The sequence below is a fragment of the Borreliella japonica genome, assembly GCF_900099615.1.
In the GTDB taxonomy this organism is placed as follows: Bacteria; Spirochaetota; Spirochaetia; order Borreliales; family Borreliaceae; genus Borreliella; species Borreliella japonica.
The window spans coordinates 81,770-101,932 of the sequence record NZ_FMTE01000004.1; the positions used below are offsets into that span (position 1 = coordinate 81,770).

The 20,163-nt window shown below is 29.0% G+C and carries 22 protein-coding genes; 21 read left to right on the forward strand and 1 reads right to left on the reverse strand.

Annotation, left to right across the window (positions count from 1 at the left end):
• Positions 1-100 precede the first annotated feature (100 nt).
• From BLO14_RS03630 to rseP, 16 genes are all read left to right on the forward strand, one after another.
• A complete protein-coding gene (locus BLO14_RS03630) occupies positions 101-1,045 on the forward strand; it encodes a tetratricopeptide repeat protein (RefSeq protein ID WP_091972968.1) in 945 nt (314 codons plus the stop codon).
• Between the two features lie 36 nt (positions 1,046-1,081).
• The gene (greA, locus tag BLO14_RS03635) at positions 1,082-3,784 is read left to right on the forward strand and encodes a transcription elongation factor GreA (protein WP_091972971.1); all 2,703 of its coding nucleotides are present in this window, start codon (positions 1,082-1,084) and stop codon (positions 3,782-3,784) included.
• 13 nt (positions 3,785-3,797) lie between these two features.
• On the forward strand, positions 3,798-4,901 hold the full coding sequence (gene recA / locus BLO14_RS03640; protein WP_091972973.1) for a recombinase RecA: 1,104 nt from the start codon (positions 3,798-3,800) through the stop codon (positions 4,899-4,901).
• Positions 4,902-4,913: 12 nt separating this feature from the next.
• Entirely contained in the window at positions 4,914-5,681 is a 768-nt protein-coding gene (locus tag BLO14_RS03645) for a hypothetical protein (RefSeq protein WP_091972976.1), read from the forward strand.
• A complete protein-coding gene (locus BLO14_RS03650) occupies positions 5,668-6,417 on the forward strand; it encodes a pseudouridine synthase (protein WP_091972979.1) in 750 nt (249 codons plus the stop codon). The genes BLO14_RS03645 and BLO14_RS03650 overlap by 14 nt, the downstream gene beginning before the upstream one ends.
• On the forward strand, positions 6,401-7,066 hold the full coding sequence (gene cmk, locus BLO14_RS03655) for a (d)CMP kinase (RefSeq protein ID WP_091972982.1): 666 nt from the start codon (positions 6,401-6,403) through the stop codon (positions 7,064-7,066). The genes BLO14_RS03650 and cmk overlap by 17 nt, the downstream gene beginning before the upstream one ends.
• 2 nt (positions 7,067-7,068) lie before the next feature.
• Positions 7,069-8,724, forward strand: coding sequence for a 30S ribosomal protein S1 (locus tag BLO14_RS03660; RefSeq protein ID WP_091972984.1), 1,656 nt, complete (start codon positions 7,069-7,071; stop codon positions 8,722-8,724).
• Positions 8,724-9,335 carry a tetratricopeptide repeat protein gene (locus BLO14_RS03665; protein WP_091972987.1) on the forward strand — a complete coding sequence of 204 codons (612 nt, stop codon included), beginning with the start codon at positions 8,724-8,726 and terminating at the stop codon, positions 9,333-9,335. Before BLO14_RS03660 ends, BLO14_RS03665 begins: the two co-directional genes overlap by 1 nt.
• Before the next feature lie 87 nt (positions 9,336-9,422).
• Positions 9,423-10,118, forward strand: coding sequence for a hypothetical protein (locus tag BLO14_RS03670; RefSeq protein WP_091973296.1), 696 nt, complete (start codon positions 9,423-9,425; stop codon positions 10,116-10,118).
• Between the two features lie 19 nt (positions 10,119-10,137).
• A complete protein-coding gene (locus tag BLO14_RS03675) occupies positions 10,138-10,416 on the forward strand; it encodes a hypothetical protein (RefSeq protein WP_091972990.1) in 279 nt (92 codons plus the stop codon).
• A 188-nt stretch (positions 10,417-10,604) separates the two neighbouring features.
• A complete protein-coding gene (rpsB, locus tag BLO14_RS03680; RefSeq protein ID WP_091972993.1) occupies positions 10,605-11,393 on the forward strand; it encodes a 30S ribosomal protein S2 in 789 nt (262 codons plus the stop codon).
• Positions 11,390-12,229, forward strand: a complete 840-nt coding sequence (gene tsf / locus BLO14_RS03685; protein WP_091972996.1) for a translation elongation factor Ts — start codon at positions 11,390-11,392, stop codon at positions 12,227-12,229. The genes rpsB and tsf overlap by 4 nt, the downstream gene beginning before the upstream one ends.
• Before the next feature lie 37 nt (positions 12,230-12,266).
• Entirely contained in the window at positions 12,267-12,821 is a 555-nt protein-coding gene (gene frr, locus BLO14_RS03690) for a ribosome recycling factor (RefSeq protein ID WP_091973000.1), read from the forward strand.
• A gap of 4 nt (positions 12,822-12,825) precedes the next feature.
• A complete protein-coding gene (uppS, locus tag BLO14_RS03695; RefSeq protein WP_091973003.1) occupies positions 12,826-13,518 on the forward strand; it encodes a polyprenyl diphosphate synthase in 693 nt (230 codons plus the stop codon).
• 1 nt (position 13,519) lies between these two features.
• Positions 13,520-14,365: a phosphatidate cytidylyltransferase gene (locus BLO14_RS03700; protein ID WP_200780512.1), complete on the forward strand. Its 846-nt coding sequence runs from the start codon at positions 13,520-13,522 to the stop codon at positions 14,363-14,365.
• A gap of 21 nt (positions 14,366-14,386) precedes the next feature.
• Entirely contained in the window at positions 14,387-15,688 is a 1,302-nt protein-coding gene (gene rseP / locus BLO14_RS03705; RefSeq protein WP_091973006.1) for an RIP metalloprotease RseP, read from the forward strand.
• Here the strand turns inward: rseP and trhA are convergent.
• Positions 15,685-16,386, reverse strand: coding sequence for a PAQR family membrane homeostasis protein TrhA (trhA, locus tag BLO14_RS03710; protein ID WP_091973009.1), 702 nt, complete (start codon positions 16,384-16,386; stop codon positions 15,685-15,687). The two genes, rseP and trhA, sit on opposite strands and share 4 nt — an antisense overlap.
• A 210-nt stretch (positions 16,387-16,596) precedes the next feature.
• Here trhA and BLO14_RS03715 point away from each other — a divergent pair, with 210 nt between their 5' ends.
• The 5 genes from BLO14_RS03715 (at position 16,597) to rplI (ending at position 20,156) form a co-directional block, all read left to right on the forward strand.
• On the forward strand, positions 16,597-18,288 hold the full coding sequence (locus BLO14_RS03715; protein ID WP_091973013.1) for a PTS transporter subunit EIIC: 1,692 nt from the start codon (positions 16,597-16,599) through the stop codon (positions 18,286-18,288).
• Positions 18,289-18,430: 142 nt separating this feature from the next.
• Positions 18,431-18,841 (forward strand): 30S ribosomal protein S6, encoded by a 411-nt coding sequence (rpsF, locus tag BLO14_RS03720; protein ID WP_091973016.1) that lies wholly within the window; start codon positions 18,431-18,433, stop codon positions 18,839-18,841.
• A 19-nt stretch (positions 18,842-18,860) separates the two neighbouring features.
• Positions 18,861-19,316 carry a single-stranded DNA-binding protein gene (locus BLO14_RS03725; RefSeq protein WP_091973019.1) on the forward strand — a complete coding sequence of 152 codons (456 nt, stop codon included), beginning with the start codon at positions 18,861-18,863 and terminating at the stop codon, positions 19,314-19,316.
• 14 nt (positions 19,317-19,330) lie between these two features.
• On the forward strand, positions 19,331-19,621 hold the full coding sequence (gene rpsR, locus BLO14_RS03730; protein ID WP_091973022.1) for a 30S ribosomal protein S18: 291 nt from the start codon (positions 19,331-19,333) through the stop codon (positions 19,619-19,621).
• 16 nt (positions 19,622-19,637) lie between these two features.
• Positions 19,638-20,156 carry a 50S ribosomal protein L9 gene (rplI, locus tag BLO14_RS03735; protein WP_091973025.1) on the forward strand — a complete coding sequence of 173 codons (519 nt, stop codon included), beginning with the start codon at positions 19,638-19,640 and terminating at the stop codon, positions 20,154-20,156.
• Positions 20,157-20,163: the final 7 nt, after the last annotated feature.

Here is a 20,163-nt window from a genome sequence, read left to right on the forward strand (position 1 = left end):
TTATTTTGCCTTAATTTCTTGTTTGACTAAAAATTGATAAATGATATAATTATATAAAGTGTAACGGGGTGGTTGTATATATTTTTAAAATGGTGGGGATGTGTCATCAGAAAGAATCGTTGAATTGATTAAAGAGATTTATTTAGATTTTAGAAAAGGCAATTTTAAAGAAGCTTTAGTAAAATCTGAAGAAGCTCATTCTCTTGATTTTGATAATATTGAGATTTTAACGGCTTTGAAAAGTTCTGTGTATTGGAATGGTCAGGTTGAAAGCCTTGATAGAATAGGACAAGATTATGAAAAGGCAGAATTTTTAATAAGAGAGTGGAATAATTTTGCAGGACGATATTTGAAAAAGATGGGTTGTAATTTTTTGCAAGGTCGTAATTCTATAAAATATTTTGTGTTTCAGACTTGTCTTTACATATATAAAAACATATACAAACTGCATCCAGAAAATTTGGACCTTTTAATAAAAATTGCTAAGTCTTATAAGGGTATGGGAAATTACGAGAGAGCAATTAATGTCTTTTTGCAAATATTGGGAAATGCTAAGGAAAATTCAGATGTTGTTGCAGAGCTTGCCGATTCTTATGCGCTGGTTGATGAAATTAAAGAGGCTAAAGTCTTATTCAGAGAAGCTTTTTTTATCAATCCTCAAAAGATAGATATATATTCTCTTGAGTCCGATATGATTTTAAGATTAATTGATCTTATTAAGTCTGACAGAAATATTTCAGATGATCTTATAAAAGAATGGATTCCTGTTTATGGCTCTCTTAATGGTGTTTTTAATGTTAAAAGAGAATTAAGACCTATAGAGCTTGGACAGCTGAAGCAGTCTGTTTACAATTTGCGCAATGAACTTAAAGAAAAGTCTTATAGATCAATAAATGAGAGCATATTACTTCCAAGGCTTATTAATAAGTATTTTTGGCTTATTGATCATTATGTAAGGATAAAAGAAGATAGAGCACGTATTGATGAGATTTTGTTATACATAAAAGAAATAGACTTGGGAATTTATCAACAGTATGTAAATTAGTTGCTTGATGCTAAAAATCGATATTAGGAGAGTTTAATGTCTAATGTTACCATAGATAAATTAGATAGTATTTTACAAGAAGATAAGTGGACAAGAATAGTTGTTAGTAATTATTCTCTTGCTAAAATAAAAGAATTGGATGATTTGATAGATAATATAATCGATGAGGGGTTAACAGAGGATGTGCTTGATATTTGCGGCAGGCATTTAAAAGATGTTAAAAAAAGTATAGCAGGTCTTTATATTTCTGGAATGCTCATATATAGCAGGAGGCCTTTAAATGACATGAATTTGCTTGCTGTTATTGATTTATTTTCTCAAAACTTAAAATGGGCTCTTGTTGAGCATATATGCAATGAAATGCTTTTTATTTCAGAAAATAAGCATGCTCTTTATACTCTTGCAAAAATATATGCCCAAAACAATGAAAATGATAAGCTTCCAAGCATTTGGACTAGAATTGTTGAAGCAGATATTGACGACACTGTGTTTGTAAGGCAACTTGCTACTTATTATGAAACTATTGATTTGCAAAAATCAATTTTTTATTTTAGAAAAGCTATTTATCGTTTTATCGATAAAAAACAAATGTCAGGAATTAGAGAAGTATGGGCAAAGCTTATTCATTATGTTTCAGATGATTTTGATTCTTTTTTGCTTATTTTACAAAAGATTGAAAAAGATCTTGGATTTAAAAAAGCCATAGTTCTTTATGAAGATTTATTTGATCATTATTCTTTGACTGATAATATTGACGAGACAATAGAAATTTTAAAAGGTATTTTAAAGCTTGACAATAAAAATTATAAGGCAAGAGAAAATTTAGTTAAATTTTTAAGAGAAAGATATAAAGATGTAAAGAATATTGAGGATTATCTTGTAAAGTCTGATATTGAAAACTTAGATAAAAATTTTGTTGAGGTGTACTCAGACTTTGAAAAATATTTGTTTTTTGCAAAGGGTAATTTTGTTTATCACCAGACTTGGTCTGTTGGAATAGTAAGGGATGTAAATGATCATGGTATTACGGTTGATTTTGTTTCCAAAAGAGGTCATTTTATTGGTTTTGATATGGCGATGTCGGCTCTTTCTCCTCTTAGTAGAGAGGATATTAGGGTATTAAAGGCTATAACGCCTAAAGAGGAGCTTGCAGATAGAGTAAAAAAAGATATTGAGTGGGCTATAAAAGTTATTATAAAAAGCTATAAAGCTATTGATTTAAAGGGAATAAAAAAAGAGTTGGTGCCAAGCTTGATGACTCAAAGTTCATGGAATTCATGGAGCTTGAAAGCAAAGCAAATCTTAAAGGACAATCCCCATTTTGTTATGGATTCTGGTAAGCTTGATTGTTATATATATAATGAGAGATCTTCCAATTTAAATGAAAAAATGTATGATAAATTTAAGATTGAGAAAGATTTTTATAAAAGATACGAGATATTTATAAACTATTGTAATGTTAAAGGAATTGTTAAGGATTTGCATATTGAAGAAGAGATGCTTAACTATTTTTTAATTTATGTTAACAATTTTACAAAGGTTGATCATCATGTTATAAGTTCTTACGTTATTCTTAAATCTTTGGGTAATTTTTCTGAAGAATTGTCATCAAAAGTTAATATAGAAAAAGATGTTAATTTAGAATCTCTTTTAAAGGAGTATTCAAAAGGAATAGTAGATCTTTTTGATTCAATTTTGAATGCAGAAATTAAAAAAGAATTGGTTGTTTTAATCAAAAGAGAACTTAGTAATTGGATTTTGTATTATAAGGAACTTTTTCCCCATTCTGTTAATAAGAAATTGGTTGAATCGCTTTACAAGGAAGATCCCAGAGAAGTGGAAAAATTATTTAATTATGTTATAAAAAATTATAAAATCTATAAGGATGCTTATATTTGGATTTTGAAGCACTGCAAAACCTATTTTATTGAATTGAGTTATTCAGATTCCGATCTTTTGGCTAATTTGATTAAAATTTTAACAGACAGTGTTATTAAAATTAATAATAAAAATAATTCTGTTGCAAGTAAAAGAATTTATAAAATGGTAATTAATCTTTTAGTTAAAGATGGATATCTTAAATCGGTTTTAGAGAGTGTAAGAGATGAAGAACTTGCAAAGAGAGTTTATATGACTTGTTTTTATGTAAAAGATTTTCCTCCTAAAGATCTTTTAGAGATTAAATCTATAATAAGGCAATTATTTGATTCTGTTGAGTTTGAAGATGAAAAGATTCAGCTTGCAGGAGAGAGAATGGAAATTGGATTTTTAACTATACTAAGTTCTTTAAATAAAAAGCAAAAAGAGCTCAAGTATTTAAAGGAAGTTGAAATTCCAGAAAATTCGAAAGAGATTGGTAAAGCTCGTGAACTTGGAGATTTAAAAGAAAATGCTGAATATCATTCTGCTAAGGAAAAACAACAGTTTTTGACAAAAAGATTAAACTCCTTAATGTTGGAAATAGAGAATGCAAAAGTTATAGACACTAAAGACCTTCAAAGTTCTATTGTTGGTTTTGGAACTAAGGTGGTTATTTTAAATGAAATTACGGGTAAAGATGAATCTTATTTGATACTTGGGCCTTGGGAGTCAAATCCCGATGAAGGTATTATTTCATATAAATCACCTTTTGGAGAAAATTTGCTTGATTCTAAGGAAGGAGATAGTCTTAATTTTATTATAAATAATACCAATTTTAGATATTTTGTAAAGAAAATAGAACCCATAAAATTTAGCTAGGAAAAATTTAAGAATGTCAAAGTTAAAGGGAAAAAGAGAAAAAATTATTGTTAGTATGGAGAGAGCAAGCAAAGAGGAAGCTGTTGAGCTTGCAAGAATTCAAATAGAAAAAACTTTTGGAAAAGGAAGTCTTATTAAGATGGGAGAATCTCCTGTCGGAAAAGGCATAAATAGTATGTCGAGCGGATCTATTGTATTGGATGAAGCTCTCGGCATTGGTGGATATCCTAGGGGGCGCATAATAGAAATATTTGGTCCTGAGTCGTCTGGCAAGACTACTTTAACTCTTCAAGCGATTGCTGAGGTGCAAAAAGAAGGGGGCATAGCTGCTTTTATTGACGCTGAGCATGCTCTTGATCCCATTTATGCAAGGGCTTTGGGAGTTAATGTTGAAGAACTTTGGCTTAGTCAACCCGATACTGGTGAGCAAGCTCTTGAGATTGCCGAGCATTTAATCAGAAGTGGTGGTATTGATTTAATTGTAGTTGATTCTGTAGCAGCTTTAACCCCAAAATTAGAGATAGATGGAGAAATGGGCGATTCTCAGATTGGTCTTCAAGCAAGGTTAATGAGCAAGGCTCTTAGAAAGATTACAGGTATACTTTCTAAATCTGATACTTGTATTATGTTTATTAATCAAATAAGAATGAGGATTGGTATTATGTTTGGAAATCCTGAGACTACTACTGGTGGGAACGCTTTAAAGTTTTATTCATCTATTAGGCTTGAAGTTCGAAAAATAGAACAAGTAACTAGATCGGGCTCAAGTGATGATGTTATTGGCAATAAGATTAGAGTTAAGATTGTGAAGAATAAGGTTGCTCCACCTTTTCGTAAGGTAGAATTGGTAATTTACTTTGGGAAAGGTATTTCTAGAGAAGCTGGCATTTTAGATGCTGCTATTAAGCATAATTTAATACAAAAAACAGGTTCTTGGTATTCATTAGGAGATAATAAGATTGGACAGGGGAGAGAGAGCGTTATTGAGTATCTTAGTAAAGAAGTAGAACTTGCAAATGATTTAGATAAGAGGCTTAGAAAAATAATTTTTAATAATTTTGTTCAAGAAGAGGATATCAATTCTATTGAATTCAAGGAAGATGAATTCAAGCAGTAGGGAAAGTTTTAAATGTCAGAATTAAGTAGTTACTCTATAAATCTTGATAATTTTACAGGCGGAATAGAGCTTTTTTTTGAATATGTTAATGTAAATAGACGCGTTTTAAGAACTTTGAGGTTAAATCAAATAATCGAAGAATTTATAGTTGCTTCAAACGACCTTAATATAAGTATTAGGGGATTGATTGATTTTTTTTATCTTGCTAATAATTTGTTTTATTGGAAAACTCAAATTTTATTCCCATTTAAGCTTGAATACAAGGATAAAGCTGAGCGTAAAGTTGTGGAAAGGTTAATAGGTTATAACAAGAATAGAGAAAATGAAAATTTACAATTAAATCAAATAAAGAATTTTAAATTATATGACTCAAAAATGATTGAAGATTTTATTTTTGGCGATAGTGGTAATTTTGTTAAAAATAGTAGTGTTATTGCTAATGATAATAATAAAAAGAAAAATTTAAAGAAAAAGTCTAGTGAATTGAAGGAAAAAGTTGTTAATAAAAGTTTTTTGCGTAATAAGAAGCTTAAAGTTGCTTGCAATAAATATGAATTGAAAATTTTTGAGAAAAAAATGAAAATTATTTCTATATTAAATAAAGAGAATAGCATAATTTTTGATTCTCTTTTAGATTTTAATGCTGACAATTATTCTTTTGAGAGATTTTCTTATTTTTTGGTATCTCTTGAGTGTAAAATGCTTAATATTATAAATTTAGGATATCTGAATAATAAGTTAGTATTGTATCGAGGTTGTAAAATTAATGATTGCACTTAAGTCCCCCAGAGTTCATGTATTTTTAGCTGAAAAGGGAGTAGGATCAAGAAGATTTTGTGAAGAGTTGATAAGAAAAAAGCTTGTAAGAGTTAATGGCTCTATTGCTAAGCTTGGGGATAAGGTATCTTTAGGAGACAGAATAATTTATAAGAAGCAGATTTATGTTTTTAAAGACTTTCAAAGCAAGAGTAGAATTTATCTGGCTCTTAATAAGCCTAGAAATTATTTATGTTCCAATTTTGATGTTAATGGAAGAAGGTTAGCAATATCTTTGGTTCAGCCTTTATTTAAAGAGCGTGTATTTTCAATTGGCAGGCTTGATTTTAAAAGTTCTGGACTTTTGTTATTCACTAATGATGGTAAATTTGCAAATGATATTATTCATCCAAGGCTAAAAGTTGAAAGAGAATATATTATTGAATCAAAAAAAGATATTGATGAAAATTTGCTTATTTCTTTTAAATCGGGTATAAAGGTAGAAAAAGATTTTTTTAAATTAAAATCTTATGAAATTTTAAATAAAAATTCTGCTAGATTGATTTTAGACGAAGGGAAAAATAGGGAAATAAGAAAAGTGTTTTTAAGCAAAAATATTTTTTTAAAAAAAATTCATAGAATTAGAATTGGCAATATTAATTTGGATAGTTTAAGGGAAGGTCAAGTAAAAATTGTTCCTTTGGTTAAAATAAATAGGTTAAAATCCAGACTGGAGAGGTCAAATGATAATAGCAATTGATGGACCTTCAGCATCAGGAAAAAGTTCAATTGCAAGAGAGCTTGGTATAAAACTGGGATATAAATTTATCAGTTCTGGTTATCTTTACAGGATAATAACTTTAATTGCCCAAAGATCTCTTATGAATAGTTGCGATTTTATTAGTGAGAATAGACTTTTAAATTTGACCCTTGAGAATGATATAAGTTTTAATGATTCTAGCTTTTTTCTTAATGGAGAGAATGTTGAAAATCAAATTTTAAACGATAAGATTGATTTTCAAGTTTCTTTTTATTCTTCTTATGTTGGAATAAGAAATATTGTGAATAAAAAATTAAGAGAGGTTGTTAAATTTAGCGATGATAATTATATAATAGAAGGTAGAGATATTACTACTGTTGTTTTTCCAGAATCCGAATTCAAAATATATCTTGATGCTTCTGTTAAAGTTCGAGCTTTAAGGCGGTATAAGCAAAGAAATGGAAATGAAACTTTAGAAGAATTAGAGCGTACTCTTAAAATAAGAGATGATGTTGACAAGAGAAAACAATATGGTAAGTTAAAATTATCAAAAGGGGTTTTTTACCTTGATACAAGCTACAAAGGATTAGACGATGTATGTAATATTATAATAGAAAAGTTTAATTTGAAAAAAGTAAGAGAGAGGTGAGAATGGAAAATCAAAAAGATTTACAAGAAAATTATTTAAAGGTACTTGAAAGAGTAGAACTTGGAAGCCGTGTTTCTGGGACGATTGTTAACATTATGAAGGATTATGTTCTAGTAGATATAGGTTATAAATCTGAAGGTTTTATCAAGATTGAAGAATTTGAAGATGTTCCCAAAATTGGTGATAAACTTGAAGCAATTGTTGTAAGAATAGGTGGAGAATTGGGTTTGATTTTAAGCGTTGAAAAGCTTGATTCTTTAAATTTTCAAGATAAAGTAGCTGAATATATTCAAAATAAAAAAGTAATTAAAGGTAAAGTGTTAGCTGAGCTTTCAAATGGTTATAAGATTCAAATTAATGAAAATGTTTCTGGCTTTATGCCTTTTTATTTGAGCTCTAAATCCAAGGATGAGAAATTAAAAAGAGGTTTTATTGTTGAATTTTATATTCTTGAAGCAAGCGAATCAGATGGTTTGAGACTTATTCTTGATAGGCGAACTTTAGAAAGAGAAAGAGATCTTGCTAAGAGAATAGAGTTAGTAAGTTCTTACAATGAAGAAGATGTAGTTGATGGGGTGGTTGATCGTATTACAGAGTATGGTGCTATTATAAGAATTAAAAATTTTGTTACAGGAATTTTGCATAAAAGAAATATTGCCTTTAATCAAGTTGAAAATATTGAAGATTTTGTTAGAGTTGGCGATAAGTTAAAATTGAAAATTATTAAGATAAATCCACAAACAGGTAAAATGGAATTATCTCTTAAGGCTTTAAAAGCAAATCCTTGGGATTCTGTAGAAGTTAAATATAAAATTGATAGCATTGTAAAAGGGAAAGTTGTAAAAATTTTACCCTTTGGAGCTGTTATTGAGCTTGATAGCGAATTGTCAGGATTTTTACATATAAGTAATTTTTCTTGGATAAGGGTAATAAAAAGTCCTCAAGAATTAATAAAACTTGGTCAGATAGTGGAAGTTAAGATTTTAGAAATAGACAAAGAAAATCAAAAAATATCGCTGGGTATTAAACAGATCAATGAGAATCCTTGGGAGAGATTAACTGAGAGATATCCTATTGGAAGAGTTATTCAAGGTGTTGTTACTAATATTACGAAAACAGGCGCTTTTGTAAATATTGAAGAAGGTATAGATGCTTATGTGAGTAAGTTTGATATTTCTTGGCTTGAAGAGATTGATCCTGAAAAATATTTCAAGATAGGGGATTTAGTGAATGGAAAAGTGCTTGAGGTTGACAGACGAAAGAGAAATGTTAGATTGGGAATCAAACAGTTAGAAGAGAGTCCTTGGGAAGATTTCTCTAAAAGTTACAAAAAAGGTGATGCTATTGAGGTTGAGATTGTAGAAAAAAAGTCAAAAGGCTTTCAAGTAAGAGTTTATAATAAAATAATGGGATTTATTAGCAAAATTCAACTAGGAGATACAAAAGAATCTAGTTTAGAAACTTTTGAAAAATTAAGCATTGGAGATAAGCTTAAAGTGGTAATAACAAATATTGATTCTAAAGACAGATCGGTGTTGCTCTCTTATAGAGAGTATGAGAATCAAAGATCAAGAGAGGAGATTTCTTCTTATTTATTTAAGGGCAATGATGACGAATCTTATAAGCCATTTGAAAATTTGCTAAAGAGGGATGAATAATGACTAGGAATAATTTTTTAGTTTTATTTATTGTTATTATTTTTATGTTTGCATCTGTTATTGTTGTTTTTTATAATTCTTTAGGCAAAGATTATGTAAAGAGTGGTGGAGAAATAGTAGAAAATCTTGAAAAGGATTTAAATAATTATTTAAAAGAAAATGATACAAAAGAGAGGGAAAAAATATTTCTTAGGATAAAGGAGCTTATTTCAAAGGAAAAAGAAATTTCATCTTACTTTATTCCAAGGTTTTATTTGGCCAGAGCTTTTTATTTGCAAAGTCAAGCACAGTATGACGAGGCTATTAAGGATTTAGATATTGTTATTAAGGCAAAAGGTATTGAAAGTGAAATTGCTTTTATTAATAAAGCTGCGGTTTATGAAAAAATGGGATTAAAAGAAGATGCTTTATTGGTTTATGAGAATCTTATTAATAGTACTAGTTTAGACTTTTTAAAGGTAAGGGCTCTTTTGAGTAAGGCAATATTGATTGAGGAGAAAGATAAAGATCTTGCTGTGAAAGTGTATGAAGAGATTATCAAATTTCCTTATGAAAATAATTTATATATAAATATAGCAAATAATAAAATTTTAGAACTTAGGCAAAATTAATTTGTATTTTTGATAGGAGGTTTTATAATTTTTTTTATCTTATATTTTGCATTTTGTTTAGGCTTTTTTGGATGTGGTCTTGACAATATTTTAATACTTCCTCCGCCTGAAAAAATTGATAATCGAATTTCAAGAGATTCTTTAGCCTTTTTTTTGCCAGCAAGTTACTTTTCCGATCAAGTGGCTGGAAATTTAAGGGGTTTTGATATATACTACAAGTTTTATCCAGAAGGTGCTAATTATCATATAAATAGTTTTCAAAAAAGCGTAGAAAGAGATTTTGAAGCCTTAAAAGGTGTTTTTGATAATGTTAGTGAATTTAATAATAGAGGATTTTATAAAATAAATTTGAGTTCTACTATTTATTCGGGTAAGCCTGTTTTTAAATTAAATAAAGAATGGGTTGATAACAAATTGCCTTTGTATTTTGAAATAAATTTTGAAGAATTAAGAAAAGATGTTCCCGGCGAGGCTTTTATTATTGTAAGAAATGGAAACACTTCTTCGTCCCCTGTTCTTCTTGAGAAGACAAACATATATAGATCCTACATTGATAAAGGGGAATATATAGGTTTTTCAAAATCTATTAAAAAGTCTGATTTTTTAGACAAAGAGAAAAGACCAATGGATTTAAAACATATAAATGATGATTTTTTTACAAAAGATATTGCTCCTAAATATAATTTGGCAATTTTTGTTATGGGTGTAGGCAACGTTGTTGACGATGCTTATAGTGTTCTTATTGATCTTGGAGATTTGTCAGGATTTAGTTTATCTAACTAGTTAATTTTAAGGGAGGAGCATGATAGTATTTTTTTCTCATTTGATTTTAACAAACATTATTATTTCTTTTTTGGTAAGCTTTTTTGTTATGTTTTTAAACATATTGAATTTCAAGTTTTTAGTAGTTTATTTAATAAGTTTTTTAGGCGGCATTGTATTTTTGTTTTTTGTTCCTTTTTTCTATTCTGATTATTATGAAAGACGAATAGATCTTATTCTTTATTTATTTCCTATTTTGGGGTCAGTTATTTTAATAGGTTTGATTAAATTCTCTGAAAGAAATAAGAACGATTTGTAAGAGAATGATTTTTTAAAAAAATCAGATATCATCTTAGCTTTTAATAATTTTATCAAAGATAATGATGTTTATTTTCAATGTAGTGGACTTATTAATTGGATTGTTTTATTATATTCTTATAAAAGAAGGGATAATTTCCGCTATGTGCTGTCATAGTGAGTAAAAGAGAAGGATAATAGGAGGTTGATTTGGCAATTATTACGATGAAGAGCTTGTTGGAGGCCGGAGTTCATTTTGGTCATCAGGTGAAAAGACTTGATCCTAGAATGAAAAGATTTATTTTTTCTGAGAGAAATGAAATACATATTTTAGATCTTCAAAAAACTTTGCAGGGTATTAAAGATTCTTATGAGCTTGTTCAAAGGGTGATAAAAGATGGTAAAAAGGTACTTTTTGTTGGAACTAAAAAGCAAGCTAGCGAGATAATCGAACAAGAAGCAAGAAGAAGTGATATGCCATATGTAAACAATAGATGGCTTGGGGGTATGCTTTCTAATTTTAATACAATTAGAAAATCTGTTCAAAAATTGAAAAAGCTAGAAAAGATGGAAATTGATGGAACTTTTGACATGATAAGTAAGAAAGAGATCTCGCAGCTTAATCGTGAAAAATTAAAATTAGCTAAAAATTTAACAGGTATTAAAGATATGGAAACACTTCCTGGTGCTATTTTCATCATTGATCCTAAGCGAGAGCAAATAGCTATTAATGAGGCTAGAAAATTAAAAATTCCCATTATTTCTGTGGTTGATACAAATTGTAATCCAGATGTTATTGATTGTCCAATTCCTGGTAATGATGATGCTATTCGTTCTGTTGCTTTGTTTACAAAAATAATATCCGATGCTATTTTGGAAAGTGATAAAGAAGTTGGTATTCAAATAATTGAAAATTTAAATGAAGAAGATTTGATGAAAGAAATTGAAATTAAAAATGATAAAAGTGATTCTATTGAAAAAGGGGAGAATAATTTATGAGCATTATTAGTCCTCAGGATGTAAAAAAGCTTCGAGAAGAAACCAATGCTGGTTTTGGAGATTGTAAAAAAGCTTTGTCTGCTGCTGGCGGAGACTTTGAGTTGGCTAAAAAAAAACTTAGAGAAATGGGAATTGCGTCTGCTGAAAAAAGGCTTGATCGAGATGCAAAAGAAGGTAGAGTATTCTCATATTCGAACAATATTCATGCCGGACTTTTGCTTGTTTCTTGTGAGACAGATTTTGTTGCTTTAAACCATAATTTTGTTAATTTGGGGAATTCTTTAATTAAGGAATTGGTAGAAAGCGGAAGAAATTCTTTAACTACTTCTCAAGAGTCAGAGCTTAAAAATCTAGCAGCTACAATAAAAGAAAATATTCAAGTTAAAAAAATTTTTATTACTGAAATTCAATCTAATGAATTTGTAAAAATTTATTTGCATGGTGAACAATCTAAGATAGGTGTTTTGGTTAAATTAAAAGTAGATGATTTTTCTAAAACTGAAGATAAAATGTTGCAAAGTTTTGCTATGGATTTAGCTTTGCATGTGGCTGCGTTTGCTCCTATTTATTTGAGAAATGATGATGTTTGTCCAAATTATATTAAAGAGCAGGAAGAGATATTTACCAAACAATTAGAGTTTAGTGATAAGTCAGAAAGTATAGTCAAGGGTATAGTTGCTGGAAAAATAAAAAAACATCTTGCTGAAATTTCTCTTCTTGAACAAAGTTTTGTAAAAAATGATAAAATCACTGTTAGGGAAATGTTGGAAGAGATTTCAAAAGCAATTTCAAGCAAGATAGAAATAGTTGAGTTTAAGTATTTAAGAATAGGGTAAATAATTTACTACTTTTTATCAGTAAGGAGGAGTTTATATGGAAGATTATAAGGCTTTTCTAGATGAAAAGATGAGCAAGGTTCTTTTATCACTTGATAGTGAATATAAAGCATTAAGAACAGGTAGAATTAGTAGTAATATTTTTGATAAAATTTTTATTCAATACCATGGTCAAAGAACACCTATAACCCAGGTGTCAAGTATTAGAATTCCTGAAGCAAGACTTGTTGTTATTCAACCTTGGGATAAAACCATCTTAAATAAAATAGAACAAGCCATACTTAATTCGGATCTTTCTATGAACCCTTCAAGTGATGGTTCGGTTATTAGAATCAAAGTTCCAGCTTTAACTAGTGAAAGGCGACAAGATATTGTAAAGCATGCTAAAAAGATAGCAGAGGAACATAAAATTTCAACTAGAAATATACGACAGGACTTAAACAATAAGGTTAAAAAGCAAGAAAAAGAATCGGAAATTACAGAGGACAGTTTAAAAAGAATTTTAGATGATATTCAGAAATCTACAGATATTTATATTAAAAGGATAGATACGATTTTAGAATCTAAGATTCAAGAAATAATGGAAGTTTAAAACCATGAATAAAGGTTCTTTTCCAATTCATGTTGGAATTATCATGGATGGTAATAGAAGGTGGGCTTTAGGCAAGGGATTATCTTCTTTGGAAGGTTATAAAGAGGGGCTTAAAAGGGCAAAAGAAATAGTTAAGCATTCTTTAAAAGTAGGTATCAAGTATTTATCCTTTTATGTATTTTCTACTGAGAATTGGAAAAGGGATGGTCGTGAAATAGAAAGTTTAATGGTTTTAATTGCTAATTACTTGAGGGCTGAATTTAATTTTTACAAAAAGAATGGAATAAAAATAGTAGTTTCAGGAGATGTTGAGTCTTTAAGTGAAGAAGTAAAAAGCTCGATAAAAGATTCTACTAGCTTTTCTAAAAATTTTAACAACCTTATTTTAAATTTAGCAATCAATTATGGGGGTCGCAATGAAATACTTCGAGCTGTTAGGAAATTTGTTTCAAGTGATTTTGATTTAGAATCTTTAGACGAGAATACTTTTTCTAATTTTTTGGACAATCCAGAACTGCCCGATCTCGATCTTTTGATACGTACAGGTGGAAATATTAGAATAAGTAATTTTTTCTTATGGAGGATTGCTTATTCTGAATTAATTTTTTCAAATGTTTTGTGGCCTGAATATTATGACAATAGGTATAGTAAGGATTTGGAATGTTTTAAATTTAGAGGAAGAAATTTCGGGAGATGATTTGTTGAGTAAGGTTAAGAGATTCGCTTTTTTTGCAAGGTTGGGAACATTTCTATTTTTTGTTCCTTTAATTTTATTTTTAATATTTTTAGATTTTAAAAATTATTTATTTCTCAATATTTTAATTTTTATATTTAGTGGTTTTGCAGCAAAAGAAGTTAATGATTTATTAAAATACAAATCGTCAGGACTTTCAGGCATATTATCTTTTTTTTTAGGGTTTGTTCCTCCAATTTTAACTTATATTCATTTTAATGTTTTTTATTTAGGCATTAATGTAGTATATTACTTGGTTATAGCGTTAGTGTTTAGTAATTGGATTGTTAATTTAGTGTTTATTAAAGAACATGAGATTGGAAACTTTTTGTCTCAAGCAACGTCAATACTTTTTATACTTATATATCCCGGGGTATTAATGTCTTTTACAGTCTCTATTACGACTTTACCCAAGGCTCCATTTTTAATGTTAATACTTTTTGCTATGGTGAGTGGAAACGATACTTTTGCATATCTTTTTGGCTATTTTTTAGGAAAAAACAGCTATCGTCCTACTATTATTAGTCCGAATAAAACATTAATGGGTTTTCTTGGGGGTATTTTGTTTTCTGTGTTTACTGCTATATTTGCGGTAGTTTTTAAATTAATAAATTTAAGCTACGGAGAATCTATTATTTTCGGTATTTTGATTGGAGTTTTTACCATTATTGGTGATTTGTTTGAATCTGGATTAAAACGAAGTGCCGGAGTAAAAGATTCTGGAAAAATCATTCCTGGTAGAGGTGGTGCTCTTGACTCGATTGACTCCTTTCTTTTGACGGGCCCAATATTTTATTTATACATATCTTGATGATTTTTTTTGGAGGGAATTATGTATATTCTTTTTAGTGTACTAGCTCTTAGTTTTATAATATTTATTCATGAGCTAGGGCATTTTTTATTTGCTAAACTTTTTAAAGTTAAGGTTGAAGTTTTTTCCGTGGGTATAGGTCCTAGCATATTAAAGTTTAAAATTAATAATACTGAGTATAGACTTTCTCCAATCCTTTTAGGGGGATATTGCAAGCTTAAAGGATTTGATCATTTAGAAAAGGAACTTAAGGCAAATAAGGAATTAGAAGCAGATAAAGATTCTTTGTTTGGAATTTCACATTTTAAAAAAATTTTAATATATTTTGCAGGGCCTTTATTTAATTTGATTTTTTCATTTATTGTTTTCATTTTTATAAGCATGATGGGTGTTATATACTTTGATCATTCTTCAAAGATTAGTATTTTAAATAAAAATTCTTTTTTAAAAGATAAATTTAGAGATGGTGATGTTATATTAAAGGTTAATAATAAGAAAATTGAATATTTCTCTGATTTGAGAAATATTATTCCAGAGGAAAAATCCACAGTTACGTTTGATGTTTTAAGGGAAAAAGAAAATATTACTTTTGAAGAGATTGTTAGTTTGCAAGATTTTTTAAAAGAAATTGGTCCTTGGATTGATCTTGTGATAGCAGATGTGGTTTTAAATTCGCCTGCTAAGATTGCGGGAATGAAATCGGGGGACAAAATAATTAGCATTGATAATATTCTTTTGAAAAATAAAAGAGATTTAGACGATTTGCTTAAGAATTTAAATTCAGATGTTGTGGAGATTAAGTTTGTTAGGGATGGAGAAATTTTTTCTTCAAAATTAGTATTTCAAGATAGAAATAAAGTGATTGGCATATATTTTTTATCACCTTTAAAAAGAATAATTAAAGTAGAAAATGTTTCAAGTGCTGTTAAAAATTCTTTTTTTAAGATTGTAAATACTTTGCAAGATATTTTGTATTCTATTTTCTTATTGATAACAAATTTTTTAAATACTTCTAAGAGTGTGTCAGGTCCTGTTGGGATTGTGGGTATTCTCTCTTCATCTTATTCTTTGGGGCTATTGTATTGGATTAATAGCATTTCTGTCTTGAGTTTAATTCTTGCTGGTATGAATTTGTTTTTTATTGTAATACCTGTTTTTGATGGGGGACAAATTTTTATAAGTTTTATTGAACTTTTACGCGGGAAAAGATTTAAGGCCAAGACCATTTATTCTTTTTATAGCTTTGGCATTTTTTTAGCGCTGTTTCTTTTTGGCTTAGGCCTTTTTAATGATTTGAAAGGGTTTTTACATATATTAAATTAAAAATTAGAAATGTATTTTAGCATAAGCCAAAAGTGAGATACTGATGCGATTATTATTAATATATGAAATACATCATGCATTTTCATATTAATTGCTGGATTGAATTTTTTACTCAATATATACACTATTCCGCCTATTGTATATACAATTCCACCAAAAACTAGCCAAAAAAATCCTTTTCCTTTAAGGGACTCGTAAATGGGCTTAATTTTAAAAAGAATGATCCACCCCATGGTTATAAATATAAATCCATTAAACCATCCAGGGCTATTTGTGAATACTGCTTTGAAAATGATTCCGATTGTAGCTAGACCCCAGACTGTACATAATATTATTAGGCCTGATTTGTTTGGTACAAGGATTGCACATGCAGGAGTATATGTTCCCGCTATTAGAATAAATATTGAAATATGATCAAATTTTCTAAAGATTCTTTTTATTTTGCTTCCTTTGGGAAATATATGGTAAAGAGTGCTCATTGTATATAATAGAGTCATTGAAAATCCGTAAATAAAGAATACAATCATATGTAGATCTTTTTTCTTAAGAGCAGATATTGTAATAAGGATTGTTGTTCCGATTATAGACAAAATAATTCCAAAAAGATGCGATATAGAGCTAAAAAGCTCATTTTTCGGTATTTTACTTGTATTAGCATCGCTTAATGAGTAATTTTTAAGTTTGTTTTCTGTAATCACAATTTTGCCTCCGTTTGATCATTTTTTGTTTATAAAAAAATATATAATACATTACTTTAATTGTAAGTTTTTCTCAAGATCAAATTAAATCTTACTTGACTTATCCAATCTTATTATTTATTTGGCTTCTTTTATAAGTAAAGTTTTTTTTTTGTAAAAAAGCTTTATAATAAATAGTGTTTGCTGAAATTAGCATTGGAGAGGCTTAGCATGATTAATTTTATTAAAATAATTAACTTTTCAAGTTTGCAAAAATTTTCTAAAGCACTACGAGTGCCTATTTCTATTTTACCAGTTTCATGCTTATTAATTGGTATTGGCTCTGTATTTTCAAATCCTTCTAATATTGTTTACGTTGATAAATTTTTTTTTCAAGATGTTATAGGTTTAATGAAGGCTATAGGCAATGCTATTCTTCTCAATATGCCTTTAATTTTTTCTATTGGAATTTCTATTGGAGTTGCAAGAATGGGTCAGGGAACAGCTGCTTTAGGAGGACTTGTTGGTTATTTGACGTTCAATATTACTGAAAATTATTTTATTGAAACTTTCTCAGGACTTGTTGAAGCAGATACAATGTCTTCTATGGGGCGTATAAATTTTCTTGGCGTTCAAACTTTAAATACGGGAATTGCAGGTTCTCTAGCAGTAGGGCTTTTAGTTGGTTATTTGCATAACAAATTTTATAATATAAAGCTGCCAAAGCCTTTTATTTTTTTTTCAGAGTGCCATTTTGTTCCTATATTAATGATTATGCCTTTTTGTGTTATTTTGGCTATATTTTTTTGTTTGGCTTGGTCAAGTTTTGATAAGTTGATTGCATCTTTGGGTATGCTTGTTTTTAGATTTGAATATTTTGGCAGTTTTCTTTATGGATTTTTAAATAGGTTGTTATTGCCTTTGGGGTTGCATTCTATTTTATCTTTTCCTTTCGAGTTTACTTCTTTAGGGGGGGTGGAGACAATCAATGGCAATACTTTTAGAGGTCTTAAGAATATATTTTATGCTCAGTTATTAGATCCATCACTTATTAAATTTTCATCAGGTTTTGCTAAGATTGGTAGTGGATTTTATCTTTCTATTATGTTCGGGCTTCCTGGAGCTGCATTAGGGGTTTACAAGGGCATTGTTCATGAAGATAAGAGCAAGGTTGCAGCACTTCTTTTTTCTGGGGCCTTGACAGCTTTTTTGACAGGAATAACTGAACCTTTAGAATTTTTATTTATTTTCACAGCGCCTTTGCTTTATTTTGTTCACGCTATTTATTCAGGATTTGCATTATTGATTGCTAATTTTTTTGATGTTACGATTGGCAATACCTTTTCTACGGGATTTTTGGATTTTTTTATGTTTGGAATTCTTCAAGGGAATTCTAAGACAAATTGGATTAGTGTATTACCTTTAGGAGTAGTCTTTTTTATCCTTTATTATTTTACTTTTAGTTGGCTTTATAGATATTTTGATTTTCAGATATTTGTTGCAGACGATCCATTTTTTGAAGGTCAAGAAGGCAAGCTAGAGAGTCTTGGGATTGCTCATCTTTTAATTCAAGGTCTTGGTGGATTTGATAATATTACAAAGCTTAATGCTTGTTCTACAAGATTGCATGTAGATGTTGTTAATACTGAGCTTGTTGACAATGATTTACTTAAAGAGGCTGGAGTTCTTAAGATGGGACTTATTAATAATAAAGTGCAGCTCTTTTGTGGATCTAATGTATATTATATTAAAAAGGCTATTGATACCTATTCTCCAAAAAGTCTTTTTGAAGCTAGCGTTATGATTGCAGTTGATAATGTAAAAAAAGGCTTTAAGACTTATATTGAAATGAAAGAAGACAGAAAACTTGAAAAGCAAGGCAAATCGGGAAAAACTTATAAGCTTAGCGAAGAAGAAGATTAAGAGCTAAGATCATGTTCTAGTTATCTTCTTTTTTGTTATAAATAAAGTTTTTATTGTTGAAAAAAATTATTCTCTTTTATATACTACTAACTAACCTTCGTTGCATATTTTGCAACGCGATGGACCATGAGGAGTTTTAGTAATGATTAAAAGATATGAGGCATGTTTTTTGTTTAAAAGTGAAGAAGTTGAGTATAAAGGTTCTTTAGAAGAGGTTAAAAAATCTTTAGAATTGTTTGGTGCAACTGATATTGTTAACAATTTTATTGGAGAGAGAGCTTTAGAATATCCTATCAAAAAGCAAGCTAGAGGTCGTTATGAAATAATAGAATTTAGTATGGAAGGTGCCAATTTAAAAGAATTTGAATCGAAGCTTAAGTTAATTAAAAATTTGCTTAGGTATATGATTTTGGTAAAAATAGTTAGAAAGATCAATACTAGAAAAATTAAAAGAAGAAATTTTAGGGAATTTAGAGATAATATTGACAAAGACAGTTTTAAAGGTGGTTCTAAAGTTGAAATGCCAACAGGTTCTGAAAGCACAGATATTTAGGAAAAATAGAGGGTTTTAAATGGCTGATATTAATTCACTGGTGTTGTCTGGCAGACTTACAAGAGATTCTGAGCTTTCTTATACAGAAAGTGGAATGGCCATTCTTAGGTTTTCTTTAGCTAATAATAGAAAAATGAAGAAAAATGATGAATGGATTGATTATCCACAATATTTTGATTGTGTTATTTTTTCAAAAAGAGCCGAAAGTCTCAATGAGTATTTGAAAAAGGGGAAACAAGTTGTGGTAAGTGGAACTCTTAAGTATGAAAGCTGGCAAGATAGAAATACGGGTGATAAGAGGAGTAAGGTGAATATATTTGTAGATAATTTGCAAATGTTTAGTTCAGGTTTGGGTTCTAATACTTTTCAAATGCAAGATTCAGATATTAATAATTCTACAAAATATAAAAGAGAAGATGCAATCAAGGATATTGACATTGTTGATGATAAATTTAATGAAGATATACCTTTTTAATGGAGTTTAAGTTTATGTATAAAGATAGAGATGCAAATCAAAGAGATTCAAGATTTGAAAATCAGCAGGACGGTTTTAAAAAAAATTCAAATTTCAGGTTTTTTAAGAGAAAGTCATGTAAATTTTGTGATTCTGGCAAACATCCTGATTATAAAGATTTTGATTTTCTTAAAAAGTTTATTACCGAGCAAGGTAAAATTTTACCTAAAAGAATTACTGGAACTTCTGCTAAGCATCAAAGGCGTTTGGCATTAGAAGTTAAACGGGCAAGATATATGGCGTTGTTGCCTTTTGTGAAAAAATAGTTGTTTAGAGGTAATTATGAAGGTGATTTTAAAAGAAGATTTTGTTAATCTTGGAAGAGAAGGGGATATTGTAGAAGTAAAGGATGGATTTGCAAGAAATTATTTGCTGCCCCAAGGTTTTGCAGTTTTTTCAAATAAACATAATGTGGAGATTTTTAATCAAAAAAGAAGATCAATATTAAAAAAGCAAGAAGCAAAAAAACAAGTTGCCAACGAACTGAAATCTAAGCTTGATCTTGTTAGATTGGAATTTTTTATGAAATCTAATGATTCTGGTAAGTTATTTCATAGTATTAACAGTTCGAATATTGCTGATGAACTTTTTAAACTTGGTTTTGATATAGAGAGGAAAAAAATAGATATACATCGTGGAACTTTAAAGACTTTTGGAACTTATGATGCGACAATTAAGCTTTATGAAGGCATTAGCTCTATTATTAAAGTAGAAATAAAAAAAGAAAAAAAGCAAGAGGAAGAAAAAAAGCAAGATAATAAAGAGTCTTTAAATAAAAAGTTAAATAAAGTAGATGAGTAAGCTGAAA

What these genes read in the sequence shown, in the direction of transcription:
- tsf (WP_091972996.1), top strand. Translation starts at nt 11,390, where the DNA reads ATGAGCATTATTAGTCCTCAGGATGTAAAAAAGCTTCGAGAAGAAACC.
- BLO14_RS03660 (WP_091972984.1), top strand. Translation starts at nt 7,069, where the DNA reads ATGGAAAATCAAAAAGATTTACAAGAAAATTATTTAAAGGTACTTGAA.
- frr (WP_091973000.1), top strand. Translation starts at nt 12,267, where the DNA reads ATGGAAGATTATAAGGCTTTTCTAGATGAAAAGATGAGCAAGGTTCTT.
- rseP (WP_091973006.1), top strand. Translation starts at nt 14,387, where the DNA reads ATGTATATTCTTTTTAGTGTACTAGCTCTTAGTTTTATAATATTTATT.
- BLO14_RS03645 (WP_091972976.1), top strand. Translation starts at nt 4,914, where the DNA reads ATGTCAGAATTAAGTAGTTACTCTATAAATCTTGATAATTTTACAGGC.
- BLO14_RS03665 (WP_091972987.1), top strand. Translation starts at nt 8,724, where the DNA reads ATGACTAGGAATAATTTTTTAGTTTTATTTATTGTTATTATTTTTATG.
- rplI (WP_091973025.1), top strand. Translation starts at nt 19,638, where the DNA reads ATGAAGGTGATTTTAAAAGAAGATTTTGTTAATCTTGGAAGAGAAGGG.
- recA (WP_091972973.1), top strand. Translation starts at nt 3,798, where the DNA reads ATGTCAAAGTTAAAGGGAAAAAGAGAAAAAATTATTGTTAGTATGGAG.
- rpsR (WP_091973022.1), top strand. Translation starts at nt 19,331, where the DNA reads ATGTATAAAGATAGAGATGCAAATCAAAGAGATTCAAGATTTGAAAAT.
- greA (WP_091972971.1), top strand. Translation starts at nt 1,082, where the DNA reads ATGTCTAATGTTACCATAGATAAATTAGATAGTATTTTACAAGAAGAT.
- BLO14_RS03725 (WP_091973019.1), top strand. Translation starts at nt 18,861, where the DNA reads ATGGCTGATATTAATTCACTGGTGTTGTCTGGCAGACTTACAAGAGAT.
- uppS (WP_091973003.1), top strand. Translation starts at nt 12,826, where the DNA reads ATGAATAAAGGTTCTTTTCCAATTCATGTTGGAATTATCATGGATGGT.
- BLO14_RS03715 (WP_091973013.1), top strand. Translation starts at nt 16,597, where the DNA reads ATGATTAATTTTATTAAAATAATTAACTTTTCAAGTTTGCAAAAATTT.
- cmk (WP_091972982.1), top strand. Translation starts at nt 6,401, where the DNA reads ATGATAATAGCAATTGATGGACCTTCAGCATCAGGAAAAAGTTCAATT.
- BLO14_RS03675 (WP_091972990.1), top strand. Translation starts at nt 10,138, where the DNA reads ATGATAGTATTTTTTTCTCATTTGATTTTAACAAACATTATTATTTCT.
- rpsF (WP_091973016.1), top strand. Translation starts at nt 18,431, where the DNA reads ATGATTAAAAGATATGAGGCATGTTTTTTGTTTAAAAGTGAAGAAGTT.
- BLO14_RS03650 (WP_091972979.1), top strand. Translation starts at nt 5,668, where the DNA reads ATGATTGCACTTAAGTCCCCCAGAGTTCATGTATTTTTAGCTGAAAAG.